Source organism: Spongiactinospora gelatinilytica, from assembly GCF_003236385.1.
GTDB classification, from domain to species: Bacteria; Actinomycetota; Actinomycetes; order Streptosporangiales; family Streptosporangiaceae; genus Spongiactinospora; species Spongiactinospora gelatinilytica.
Genome location: NZ_POUA01000270.1, coordinates 1 through 10,837, shown reverse-complemented (window position 1 = coordinate 10,837; position 10,837 = coordinate 1). Strand labels below are relative to the sequence as shown.

13 protein-coding genes are annotated in these 10,837 nt (G+C 72.8%); 6 read left to right on the top strand and 7 right to left on the bottom strand.

What is annotated here, in order from left to right; translation table 11 throughout:
- Positions 1–236: 236 nt before the first annotated feature.
- Positions 237–437 carry a hypothetical protein gene (locus C1I98_RS27460; RefSeq protein WP_111170307.1) on the top strand — a complete coding sequence of 67 codons (201 nt, stop codon included), beginning with the start codon at positions 237–239 and terminating at the stop codon, positions 435–437.
- 42 nt (positions 438–479) lie between these two features.
- Here C1I98_RS27460 and C1I98_RS27455 read toward each other — a convergent pair whose 3' ends face one another.
- From C1I98_RS27455 to C1I98_RS41755, 3 genes are all read right to left on the bottom strand, one after another.
- A complete protein-coding gene (locus C1I98_RS27455; RefSeq protein ID WP_111170306.1) occupies positions 480–2,627 on the bottom strand; it encodes an NACHT domain-containing protein in 2,148 nt (715 codons plus the stop codon).
- Between the two features lie 98 nt (positions 2,628–2,725).
- Positions 2,726–4,093 (bottom strand): YcaO-like family protein, encoded by a 1,368-nt coding sequence (locus C1I98_RS27450; protein WP_111170305.1) that lies wholly within the window; start codon positions 4,091–4,093, stop codon positions 2,726–2,728.
- Positions 4,080–4,232 carry a hypothetical protein gene (locus C1I98_RS41755; protein ID WP_158558200.1) on the bottom strand — a complete coding sequence of 51 codons (153 nt, stop codon included), beginning with the start codon at positions 4,230–4,232 and terminating at the stop codon, positions 4,080–4,082. Before C1I98_RS41755 ends, C1I98_RS27450 begins: the two co-directional genes overlap by 14 nt.
- Positions 4,233–4,413: 181 nt before the next feature.
- Between C1I98_RS41755 and C1I98_RS44415 the strand changes: the two genes are divergently transcribed.
- Genes C1I98_RS44415 through C1I98_RS44405 form a run of 3 tightly spaced genes read left to right on the top strand, consistent with a single transcriptional unit; the run spans position 4,414 to position 5,865 of the window.
- Positions 4,414–4,857 carry a hypothetical protein gene (locus C1I98_RS44415; RefSeq protein ID WP_233508239.1) on the top strand — a complete coding sequence of 148 codons (444 nt, stop codon included), beginning with the start codon at positions 4,414–4,416 and terminating at the stop codon, positions 4,855–4,857.
- Positions 4,793–5,359, top strand: coding sequence for a trypsin-like serine peptidase (locus tag C1I98_RS44410; protein ID WP_233508238.1), 567 nt, complete (start codon positions 4,793–4,795; stop codon positions 5,357–5,359). The genes C1I98_RS44415 and C1I98_RS44410 overlap by 65 nt, the downstream gene beginning before the upstream one ends.
- Entirely contained in the window at positions 5,356–5,865 is a 510-nt protein-coding gene (locus C1I98_RS44405) for a lipase family protein (protein ID WP_233508237.1), read from the top strand. Before C1I98_RS44410 ends, C1I98_RS44405 begins: the two co-directional genes overlap by 4 nt.
- Before the next feature lie 10 nt (positions 5,866–5,875).
- Here C1I98_RS44405 and C1I98_RS27440 read toward each other — a convergent pair whose 3' ends face one another.
- Positions 5,876–6,433 (bottom strand): hypothetical protein, encoded by a 558-nt coding sequence (locus C1I98_RS27440; protein WP_111170304.1) that lies wholly within the window; start codon positions 6,431–6,433, stop codon positions 5,876–5,878.
- A 23-nt stretch (positions 6,434–6,456) separates the two neighbouring features.
- Positions 6,457–7,428 carry an RNA polymerase sigma factor SigJ gene (gene sigJ / locus C1I98_RS27435; RefSeq protein ID WP_233508236.1) on the bottom strand — a complete coding sequence of 324 codons (972 nt, stop codon included), beginning with the start codon at positions 7,426–7,428 and terminating at the stop codon, positions 6,457–6,459.
- Positions 7,429–7,633: 205 nt separating this feature from the next.
- On the opposite strand from sigJ, the gene C1I98_RS27430 reads away from it, so the two are divergent.
- On the top strand, positions 7,634–8,038 hold the full coding sequence (locus C1I98_RS27430; protein WP_199537260.1) for a cupredoxin domain-containing protein: 405 nt from the start codon (positions 7,634–7,636) through the stop codon (positions 8,036–8,038).
- 59 nt (positions 8,039–8,097) lie between these two features.
- On the opposite strand, the gene C1I98_RS27425 is transcribed toward C1I98_RS27430, so the two are convergent.
- Positions 8,098–8,571 carry a hypothetical protein gene (locus C1I98_RS27425; RefSeq protein ID WP_199537259.1) on the bottom strand — a complete coding sequence of 158 codons (474 nt, stop codon included), beginning with the start codon at positions 8,569–8,571 and terminating at the stop codon, positions 8,098–8,100.
- Between the two features lie 201 nt (positions 8,572–8,772).
- On the opposite strand from C1I98_RS27425, the gene C1I98_RS27420 reads away from it, so the two are divergent.
- A complete protein-coding gene (locus tag C1I98_RS27420) occupies positions 8,773–9,483 on the top strand; it encodes a DJ-1/PfpI family protein (protein WP_111170303.1) in 711 nt (236 codons plus the stop codon).
- Between the two features lie 21 nt (positions 9,484–9,504).
- On the opposite strand, the gene C1I98_RS27415 is transcribed toward C1I98_RS27420, so the two are convergent.
- A partial coding sequence (locus C1I98_RS27415) for a hypothetical protein (protein ID WP_233508235.1) occupies positions 9,505–10,837 on the bottom strand: 1,333 nt, incomplete at its 5' end.

Sequence of the window (10,837 nt, the reverse complement as noted above, 5' to 3'; positions counted from 1 at the left end):
ACCCACGCCCCTGCTCCGTGGCGAGCGCGGCATACTCCCTCGCCCACCACCCCTCTCATCCCGCGGCACGGCGAGGCCCATCTGGGTTCGTTTTTCAGTCGGTGAGGTGGTCATACCACTGAGGTGTGGCGGACTTCGACGGGTCGGGCGCGGGGCCGGCATCGGGCCCGGGAACGACGTAGAGATCAACGGTGTCGGAGCTGTGGTCACGGGATCCGTCGACAACCCAGTCGTCCTTGACACGGCCGGCGGGAACCGGCTGGTCGAAGAAACCGTCGCTGGAGCTGTACTCCCCCGGCGTCCGGGCCGCCGTCGAGGAGATCGCCGAAGCGCCCAGGGAGCACCTGTGGCGCAAGCTCGGCATCGTGCTCGACGGAGTGGCCGCCAGGCAGACCGGGTGGTCCGGTGAGCCGACATTCGAGTCAAGGCACCGGTGAGCCGGCATCCGGGGCAAAGGCAGGAGTGAGGCGACGCCCAGGTCAGGGCAGTGGTGAGGCGGGGCGTGGTTTCTCGCCTGGGGTGGTGTCCCGGCCGCGTGCGAGGTGCTGCTGGAGTTCGATGTGCCGGAACTGGTAGTACGGGCCTTCGGTGCGCAGCAGGCCCAGGCGGTGGGCGTCGTCCAGGAAGCCCATCGCCCGCAGCGGCAGCCGCCCCTTGGAAGCCAGGCGCGGGATCGTCAGCTTGTAGGCCAGCCACGCGTGGTGGCTGCCCAGCAAGAGCCCGAACAGCAGGCCGAGCAGCAGGCCGCCCACGATCGCCACACTCGGGCTGAGCTGGGCCTTCAGCGCGATGGCCCCGCCCATCAGCCCGACCACGAGCCCGCTGACGATGCGGATCACCGTCAGGTTCCGGTCGGCCCGCCAGGTCGAGCGCGGGGACCTCGCGGTGGCCTCGGTGGTGGGGTGCTCGACCCAGCGGATCAGGCTGAGCACCACGACGAACCCGATGCCGGACAGCAGCCCGATGTCCCTGGCCGCGCCCAGGCCGACCTCGGGCCCGCCCACCGGACGCCCCATCAGCCAGCCGACCAGAGCGCCCAGGGCGCCGACGAGCAGCCCGTCGCGCAGCACCCGCAGCAGCTCCGACAGCCTGCCGCGGACCTGGAAGTCGGCGTGTCCCGGCGACTCGGTGAACCAGGACCCGGTGACGAGCATGACCACGCCCGCGACCGGCACGCCGATCAGCGCCCCGACGAGCGCCGATCCGGTCAGCGCCGTGAACACGACCCCGACCACCGCGCCGCTGGCCAGACCCGCTCCGATCCGCACGCCGCGGCTCGGCGTGTGCCGGGCCAGGTGCCACCAGGCGACGTCCCGTGAGTCCTCCTTGCCGATGGTGAGCTGGCGGGACAGGTACGTCAGCCAGCGGCCGACCTGGTCGGCCCGCCACGCGTGCTGCGGGCGGAACGGCTGCGATGGGCCGTCGGCGGGCGGGCGCGCGCTCACCAGGGCGGGGATGAGCTGGTCGCACAGGTGATCGTGCAGGTCGGCCGCGCTGCCGCGGCCGAGCGTCAGCAGCGGAGTCGGATCCACCCGGGGCGCGATGTAGGTGGCGCGGACGAGCCAGAGACCGAGCGACGTGGAGGTGACCTCGGACAGGGCAGGTACGGCTCCGGCGCGCAGCTCGTCCAGCACCCGCGGCCAGACCGGGTGCGGCATGGGAGGCAGGCAGGCCCGTAGGTACTCGGCCGCGGCGGCGGCGGTCATGGGCTGCGGTTCGATGACCGCCGCGGCGTTCAGGACGTCGCCCAGCTCGTGCACGGACTCGGCGAACTGCGCCGTCCGGCAGGTGAGGATGAGCTGGTCGTTCTCGCACATCGAGCGGTTCAGGGCGGCCAGCATGGCGGCGCGGGCATGGTCGGGCAGCTCGTCCAGCCCGTCGATGACGGGCAGCACCTCGCCGCGGGCCACGAGCGTCTCGGGGATGTCGGGGCCGAGGCCCTCGGCGCGCAGCGCGGGATAGTCCATCGCCAGGCTCTCGGCCAGCCAGTCCTGGATGCGCGGATGCACCCGGTCGTCCCAGCGGGCGGCCGACAGCAGTACCGGCACGTGCTCCTCCGGCTGCCGGGTGCGCAGAAGTTCGAGGACGAGTTGCACGGCCAGGGTGGTCTTGCCGGTGCCCGGGCCGCCCAGGATGACCAGCCTGCGGCAGCGCAGCGCGCGGAAGTTGCGGGCCATGTCCTCGATGTGGACGCCCAGGCCGGGGAAGGCCACCGTGCCCCTGGCGATGATCTCGGGGTGGTCGGCCAGTTCGCGGTGTTCGGTGGAACGCCAGGGCAGCGGCATGGGCTCGGGGTCGCACAGCGAGCGCAGCACCGTCTCATCGCGCCACTGCTGGGCCACCAGGCCGGCCAGGATGTCCTTGGCGGTGCCGATGTCGGCGGAGGTGGGCGCGGGCGGCGGCGTTGCGCGCCTGCGCCACCAGGTCAGGAACTGCACGAGGCTGTTGCCCAGCGTCACCACGCTGATCGTGGCCGCCATGAGCGAGGCGGTGCCGACCGAAACGGCCACGCCTCCGTGCAGGTTCGGGGCCAGGGTGAGAAAGGCGACCGACAGCGCCAGGAGCAGAACGCCGATGGCCACGGACGCCCTGGCCCTGCGGTTGTGCCGCCAGTACCGGCCAGCCATGAACCCATTATGCTCACGTTTCCGCCGGTCCCAGGATCACCGATTCTCTGCGCATGGTCGAGAATGCGAAAAAAGTGGTTCGCCGGTTCAGGGGGCGATCAACGCGATGGAATCGGGCGGGAAACCCGCCGCGCGTTCAGGAAACGTCCGGGGTCTTCCGCGACGGACACGACGGCCCGTCCCCGGGGGCCGGGCACCACCAGGTTGCCGTCGGTGACCAGCATGAACCGCTCCAGCCCCGGCACGATCACATGGACGGCGGTGACGCCGCACGGTAGCGCGCGGACCGTGCGCCGGTAGGCCGGGCGGCCCTGGGCGGCCAGCGTCGCGACCACGGCGCGGATCTGGGCCCGGATAGGCGGGGGCGGCCCGGCCGCCTGCGGGAAGGGCACCGGACGTGCCGCGCGCAGCGGGCCGGTGAGGTCGAACCGGCCGCAGGCGCGCAGCGCCGGATACGCCGCCAGCCCGGCCAGATCGGCACGCGGCGGGACGGCCGGGCGCGACCAGGTCTCGCCCAGGGTGGTCTGGACGAGTTCGGTGAGCGCGCGCCAGGCCGCGTGGCCCGGGCTGAGCGAGGTCCCGCTGCCGCGCCGGTGCGGACGGCGTGCGGCCGGGGCGGTGTAGGCCAGCGTCGTCGGCACCGCGACGTCGCTGGTGATGTCCAGCAGGTACACCGGTGATCCGGTGAGGTCCTCCGCCGTCGCGTGCGCCCGCGCCAGGCCGTACGGAAGCGTCGCCGGGTCGATGAGCCTGAGCGCGGGGCCCGCCCGGCAGAGGAAGGCCCGCACCAGGAGCAGGGACAGCGCGTCGCGCTCGATCGCCTCGTTGAGGGCGTGCAGCAGCGCCTCGGCGGCGTCCGCCCCGGCGGCCGAGCCGCTGTTGCAGGCGTAGCGCATCAGGTGGGTGTAGTCGCAGTCGTCGCCCGCCAGGTCGCGCAGCCCGGCCGCGCCGGTCTCGGTGTACCAGGGGGCGGACAGGAACAACGGCACCGGCAGCGCCGCTCCCCCGCCGAAGGCGCGGTAGCGCAGGCAGGCCATGCGGCTGCCGGGCATGCGGGCCAGCAGCGGCGCGCAGGACTCCGCGCGCAGCGGCCCGGCGGCGACGCGAGCGGGCGCGACCGGCGTCAGTGCGGCGGGGTCGAACGCGGCCGGGCCGGTGAGGTAGTGCTCGACCGCCTCGAAGCCCGCGCCCACCCGGGCCTGCTCCGGGTGTCCCTTGCCCATACCGGACGCGACCGGCCCGGCCTCCGCGGTACCGGCGAGCAGCCCGCACCACCACGCGGTGGGGTCACGGCCCTCGCCCACGTCCACCAGCTCGGCCCGCAGGCCCAGCGCGGCCGAGGCCGCCGCGACCCTGCGGGCGGCCTCGGCCGGCGGCACGGCCCGCTCGTGCGCGCCGGTGAGAACGGCGTCCTCCCAGGCGGTACGGCGGGCTTCGGAATCCAGGTCGCGTCTAGCGGTCGGCATCGCGGCTCGTCGCGGCCGGCACGGGTTCCCGCTCCGGCGCCGCGAGCAGATCGGCCATTATGTCGATCTCGGCCTGGGTCAGGTGCTGAGTCCGCCGGTCCAGAGACTCGGCCGGGATGTAATCAACTACTTTTCCCATGAGACCCTCCCCCTATATTTCACCTCCCATTCTATCCCTCTATTGCGAGTTAACAGGATTTAGCGAGGAATTTGCTGGGCGCTGGGCGTTCGGGGAAACCTTGGCGGGTATTCCGGGAGGCGACGGATACTCGAAGCGGCGGACCGTCATGAATATTTCACCAGAAGTCCGGGAAACCAGGGTGGGGCACAGCAGGGCGGCCGCCGAGCGGTACCGCCGCAGCGACCCCGAACGCCACGAGGCGCGCCGGCGGCGGGAGCGCGGCGAGACCTTCCCCGACTCCCCCGACATGCTCGCCGCCCGCGCCACCCGCCTCATCCAGCGCAACAGCGTGCCGGTCGAGGCGGCCCTGGAGGCCACCAGGGGCGACAGCCTGGACCGGCCCAGGATGCACGAGCGCATCGTCGGGGTGGCCAAGGACCTGCAGGCGTGGAGCTTCCTGCCGCGCGGCGTGCGGGCCGCGCGGACCGTCGCGCGGATCTCGGCCCGAGAGCGGCCGCGAACTCCCGATCGGCACCGGCTTCCTGGTGTCACCGCGGCTGCTGCTGACCAACCACCACATGTTCCCCGACGCCGCGGACGCGCGGCAGGCGATCGCGGAGTTCGACGCGCAGGTCACCATTGACAACGTGCCGGGTGTGTCGACACGGTTCGCCCTCGACCCCGGCGCCTTCTTCATCGCCCACCCCGACCTCGACTTCGCGCTGGTCCTGGTGGCCCCGGGTGCCGACGGCCGCCCGGCGGGCGAGACCTTCGGCTGGAACAGGCTCAGCGTCCAGACCGGCAAGCTGGTCATCGGGGAGCCGGTCAACATCATCGGGCATCCCAACGGCCGGCTGAAGGAGATCTCCATCCGGGAGAACCGGCTCGAGGTACGGCTGGACGCGTTCATCCAGTACCAGGCCGACACCGAGCCGGGCAGCTCGGGTTCCCCGGTGTTCAACGACCAGTGGGAGGTGACCGCGCTGCACCACAGCGGCGTGCCGGAGACCGACGACAAGGGACGGATCCTGCGCCACGACGGGCACGTCTGGGAGGAGGGGGACGGCGACGACGCCGTCCACTGGATCTCCGACGAGGGCGTCCGGATCAGCGCATCCTCAAACACCTCGCCGCGCTGCCGTTGAGCTGGCTGGCCGGCACCACCGGCCTGGACCGGCTGGTGATCGCCGGGATCTTCGGGGACGTGGCCGCCTACCTCGACGACCAGCGGATCCGTGAGGCCGTCCTGGACTGCGTGCTCCAGGCGATGCCGCAGGACGGCCGGCTGGTGCTGGTCAGCCACAGCCTCGGCACGGTGGTCGCGATGGACCTGCTCACCCGCCTCGGCCCGCGCGCCGACGTCGAACTTCTGGTCACGGCGGGCAGCCCGCTCGGCATGGACGCCGTCAACCGGCGGCTGCTCGCCGGCGGCCCCAGGCGTCCGGACCGGGTGGCCCGCTGGGTCAACACCTGGTGCCCGCTCGATCCGGTCGCCATCGCCTGTCCGCTGCGCGGCCACTGGCCCGGCGAGCCGGCCGAGATCCCGGTCGCCAACCCGGCGAGCCGGGCCCACGACATCGAGGAGTACCTGGCCCACCCCGAGGTCGCCCAGGTGATCGGGACCTCGCTCGCCTCCCCGGCCCCCACCTGAAGCCCAGGGGCTAGGAGGTGGCCGCCTTCTTCGCGATGGCGTGCAGCATGAGGCGGCGGATCACGCCGCTGAAGGGGCGGATCAGCCGCCAGTACGCCAGCATCCTGCGCCGGGCGGTGGCGTCGTCGGCCGAGATCCAGGTCTCGGTGCGCAGCAGGGTGCCCTCCCCCGCGGGAATCACCTCGAACACCGACGCCGACTTGGCGAAGCCCGGCAGCGTGTAGTCCCGGAACCGCTCCGGCGGGCACGATCGCCGGTGGCTTTCCGAGCGCAGCCGCCAGAACTGGCTGATCGAGCCGAGCACGACGTACCGCCGCGGTTCGTCGGCCAGTTGGAACCAGCCCCGCCGGATCATGGTGTTGATCATGCTCGGCGCCTCGTTGGTGAAGGCGGCGGCGCCTTTCGCCGGTAACGACCGGATGCCCATGAGCATCCCTACCAGCGGAAGATCCCCCGGAGACAGGGTGTTCAGCGCCCGCCAGACCGACTCCGGCGATTGCCTGATGTGCAGCTCATGGCGCTCACCGGCCAGTGGCCGGGGGATGAAGCTCTCCAGGACCTTCGGCATCTCTGCGTCCCTCTTCCGATTGCTTAGTTATGGGCCAAGTGGGCGAGCTTGTCCGGGTTGGCCATGCCGTAGATGTCGCGCACCCTTCCGGACGGGTCGGTGTCGATGGTGACCACCACGATGGGCCTGCCGCCGTCGATCACCAGCGCGGTCGGGCTCCCGCCCGGGCGCGCCCAGCGCACCTCGTACCCGGCGAACCGAGGGCCGACCGCGGCGAGCAGCCGGGCCACCTTGGGCGCGCCCAGTACCGGCCGCAGCGCGGCGCGGGCCCGGCCGCCGCCGTCGTTCCACAGGGTCACCTCGGGCGCCAGCACGCCCAGCAGCCCGGACATGCTGCCCCCGACGGCCGCGTCCACGAACCGCTCGGCCGCCACCTGGGCGTCCTGCTGGTCGGCGCTGAAACGCGGCCGCCGCGCGTGGACGTGCCCCCGCGCCCGGTGGACCAGCTGGCGGATCGCGGCGGGCGTCCTGTCCAGGATCCCGGCGATCTCGTCGTACTCGTAGGCGAACGCCTCCCTGAGCACGAACGCCGCCCGCTCCAGCGGTGACAGCGTCTCCAACACGACGAGCAGGCCGAGCGCGAGGCCACCACGGCGTTCCAGCCGCTCGGCCGCGTCCTCTTCGGTCCACAGCGGTTCCGGCAGCCACGGGCCGATGTAGTCCTCCCGGAGCCTGCGCACCTTGCGCAGGTGCTCCACCGCGCGGTGGACCGCGATCCGCATCAGGTACGCCCGCGGATGCTCGATCTTGGCGTGGTCCACCTTCTCCCAGCGCAACCATGTGTCCTGGACGACGTCCTCGGCGTCGGCCACGCTGCCGAGGATGTCATAGGCCGCGGCGAACAGCAGGTTGCGGTTGGCCGCGAAGACGGCCACGGCTGGCGGCTGGTTCGCGATGTCGCCGCCCACCACGTGTCCCCTCCCCGGTTCCCGGCCGCGGCGCTCTTCCGCGGCTCCTCCGGCGGGCCGTTCGGTCATCGCGTCGTACGAGGTCATGCTGCGTTCACTTCCGTCCCCCTGCCTTCCGCTCACGCGGGCGTTCGCTCATGAGACAGAAAACCGGCCCGCGGTGTGACATCCGGGGCCGGATCTCCCGATCGAATCCGGGGCAGCGGGCCGCGTGTCACAGCGGGCGGCGTCCGGCCGTCTGATCGTGGCGCGGCCCGGTACTCCGCCGGGGACGCAGGAGGGAGCAGGTGGAATGGCCTTGACATGGGCGAACGCCCGGCGCGGGAACCGTCTGCGCGCCGCGGTTGCGGCGGTGCTGGCGGCCGGGCTGCTGGTGACGGCGGGGTGCGGGCGAAGCGCCGCGCCCGAGACCGCGGGCAGCTCCGAGCACGCGGCTCAGCGGCATCTGTTCGTCGTGGTGGGCGGTGACAAGGTGACCGGGCCCGACCTGGTCGAGGCGCGCACCGGCGAGACCGTCCAGATCGTGGTGACCTCGGACGTCGCCGACGAACTGCACGTACACGGCTACGACCGCACGGCCGAACTGGTCGCCGGACGCCCCTCGACGCTGACCCTCACGGCCGGCATCCCCGGCGTCTTCGAGGTCGAGGTCCACGAGAACGGGCTGTTGCTGACCCGGCTGCGGGTGCGGCGATGACCGCGCGGCCCGGCCTCCGGAGAACCGGAAGCCGGGCCGCGCGGGATTCCCGCACCGGCTCACATCCGGACACCGGTCCGGTGCGCCGCGGAGGGGGTGGTGGCGCGGGTTTCCGCCCGAGCCTCGGCCTTGGCCCGCTCCCGCGCCGCGCCGACCTGCCTGCGGTGGACCACCAGCCCGGCCAGGGAGAGCAGGGACACGAGCCCGAGCTGCCACCAGGTCTGCGGGCTGCCACCGAGTTCGAGGTCGGTGGCGTGGTTCACCGCGTGCAGGCTGTTGGTGACGAAGAACCCGACCAGCACGATCGAGAGCACGTCCCGCCACACCAGCGCGCACAGCAGCATCAGGCCGATGCCGATCTGGAACACCCCGGCGTCATGCAGGAAATGGACATGATTGGGGAACTGGGCGAACTCCGCGAAACTCGCCGGGTCGATGCGCATCCACACACCGAAGACCAGCATCATCATGGCGCTGACCACCGTGGCCAGCCCGATGAAGAACTTTGCGGGACCGTTGTGGCCCTTCAGCATTCCTGTTCTCCCTTCCGCCGCGCGGCGCGCCGCCGCCACCGCCGCGTTCGCGCGACCATCGATCTCTTCGCCCGATAGGACGACCGGGCGGGGGCGGCCTGTGACATCGTGCGGGCGGCCGGACCGCCTTAGTAGGGCCATAAAACGCAGGATTCCGGTCAAGATCCGGCGGCCTCTGGTACGAGGGCTCAGGATGAGGGCATGGCAACCGAAAAGACGATCGCGTTCGTGCTCTACCCCGGCTGCACCATTCTCGACGTGGCCGGCCCGCTCCAGGTGCTCTCCGCGCTCTCCGCGCTCCGCCCGGACTACCGGACGGTCGTGGTGGCCGAACGGCTGGAGGTCCTGGACACCGACACCCCGCTCCAGGTGCGAGCGAGCCACACCTTCGCCGACGTGCCCGCCCCCGACGTGGTGGTGGTGCCCGGCGGCGGCGGGCCCACGCTGCGCGCGCTGACCGACGAGACGCTGCTCTCCTACCTGCGCGGTGCCGCGCCCGAGGCGCGTCCCGCGGCCTCGGTGTGCACCGGCGCGCTCATCCTGGGGGCGGCGGGGCTGCTTGCGGGACGGCGGGCCACCACGCACTGGGCGATGCTCGACGCGCTGCCGGAGTTCGGCGCGACCCCGGTCCGCGAGCGGTGGGTCGCGGACGGCCCGGTCCTGACCGCGGCCGGTGTGGCGGCCGGAATCGACATGGCGCTGCACCTGACCCAGGAACTGGCCGGCGAGGAGGTGGCCAGGTCCGTGCAGTTCTTCATCGAGTACGACCCGGCGCCCCCGCTCGGCGGGCTGGACTGGGACAGGGCCCCGAAGGCGCTGGCCGCCACGGCCGGGGAAATGTGGGTCCGCGACGGCCTGGGCGACCATCCGCTCGCCGACCGCCTCGCGGCCCGGCTCAAGTCCGGCGGGTGACGGGCGGGGGCGTACCGCTCCTCAGCCCGCGGACATCAGCGTGATCCCGATGCCGGTGTAGACCACCATGAGCGTGAGCATCGGGTACTGCCCGGTGCGCAGGTCGCCGGGGCGGACCACGGCGAGCGCCCGGTCGTGGGCGGACACCACCCCGGCGATGTGGCCGAGGACGATCGCGGCGATCTGGACGACGACGATCAGCGACGGCGCCAGCACCGTGTAGTCGACCCCGGCTCCGCCGACGCCGAGCAGGTCCCAGCCGCGGCCGAACGGATCGGTGGCCAGCAGCCAGCCGCGCTGGCCCTCGAAGACGGCGAAGGAGAAGTAGTGCGCCACGCCGTACCCGACCATGAGCGGCACCAGCGAGTGGGTGAACTGGTGGTCCGGAGCGGTCGCCGATGGCCGCAGACAGGGGCGGGTCAGCCGGAGGGCGTCCCGGTAGGCCAGGAAGTTGAGCGCGATGACCAGCCCGAGCGCGGCGGTGCCGAGCAGCGTGGCGGCCGGGCGGCCGACCGCGCGGGTGAGGTCGATCCACAGTGACAGCCTGCTGAGGCCGTCGTACATGGTCCCGCCGAGCACCACGAGCGCGAGCGCGGTGTGCCCCGCGTCGGCGCGGCCGGCCCGCAGCCCGGCCGCCGGGGTGCGCAGCACCAGCCGCCCGCCGGGGTCCCGGCCGAGCGGGGCGAGGGTCGCGAGCAGGCCGGAGTACACCTCGAAGGTGTCCGCGCGGTCGAACCACCGCGGGCCGTACACCGCCCCGCCCACCGTGTGCGCCACCGCGTAGACGGTCACGAACAGCGCCACCGCGCGCGGGGAGCCGGGGTGCGGGGAGGCCAGTTCCAGCCACAGGAAGGCGACCATGCCGGCCGGCGCGGGCAGATGACCGAGCCGCTCCGGCGGCCCGTCCCGGCGCAGGGCCTTCGGCAGGCACCGGCGCGCGAGGGCGGACAGCGAGCGCAGCGGGTTGACCAGCCGCCAGATCGGCCCGAACAGCAGTGCGGCCGGTATCAGACCGACCCAGAACCACACGTAGAACCACGCGGGCGCCGGATTGGCCGCCGGGTCGTCCACGCCCAGCCACGCCGTGGCCAGCAGCAGGCCGAATCCGGCGAGCCCGCAGGCCCGCAGCGCCAGGCGAAACCCACGCGCGTCCGCCGCCTTCCGCACGACACCCGGCAGCGACACCCCCGCCGACGCCGATCGCGGCCGGGGCCGGGGCCGCAGCACCGACACCGCGAAGAACGCGATCAGCACCGCCCCCGCCCCGGTATAGAGCGCCAGCCACATCGGTATCGGCAGATCCGCCCGCCCGCCGATGCCATGAGCAAGGATCAACGCCACACCCCTCCCCCGT

What these genes read in the sequence shown, in the direction of transcription:
- C1I98_RS27420 (WP_111170303.1), top strand. Translation starts at nt 8,773, where the DNA reads ATGGCAACCGAAAAGACGATCGCGTTCGTGCTCTACCCCGGCTGCACC.
- C1I98_RS27425 (WP_199537259.1), bottom strand. Translation starts at nt 8,571, where the DNA reads ATGCTGAAGGGCCACAACGGTCCCGCAAAGTTCTTCATCGGGCTGGCC.
- sigJ (WP_233508236.1), bottom strand. Translation starts at nt 7,428, where the DNA reads ATGACCTCGTACGACGCGATGACCGAACGGCCCGCCGGAGGAGCCGCG.
- C1I98_RS44410 (WP_233508238.1), top strand. Translation starts at nt 4,793, where the DNA reads ATGTTCCCCGACGCCGCGGACGCGCGGCAGGCGATCGCGGAGTTCGAC.
- C1I98_RS27450 (WP_111170305.1), bottom strand. Translation starts at nt 4,093, where the DNA reads ATGCCGACCGCTAGACGCGACCTGGATTCCGAAGCCCGCCGTACCGCC.
- C1I98_RS27440 (WP_111170304.1), bottom strand. Translation starts at nt 6,433, where the DNA reads ATGCCGAAGGTCCTGGAGAGCTTCATCCCCCGGCCACTGGCCGGTGAG.
- C1I98_RS41755 (WP_158558200.1), bottom strand. Translation starts at nt 4,232, where the DNA reads ATGGGAAAAGTAGTTGATTACATCCCGGCCGAGTCTCTGGACCGGCGG.
- C1I98_RS27430 (WP_199537260.1), top strand. Translation starts at nt 7,634, where the DNA reads ATGGCCTTGACATGGGCGAACGCCCGGCGCGGGAACCGTCTGCGCGCC.
- C1I98_RS27455 (WP_111170306.1), bottom strand. Translation starts at nt 2,627, where the DNA reads ATGGCTGGCCGGTACTGGCGGCACAACCGCAGGGCCAGGGCGTCCGTG.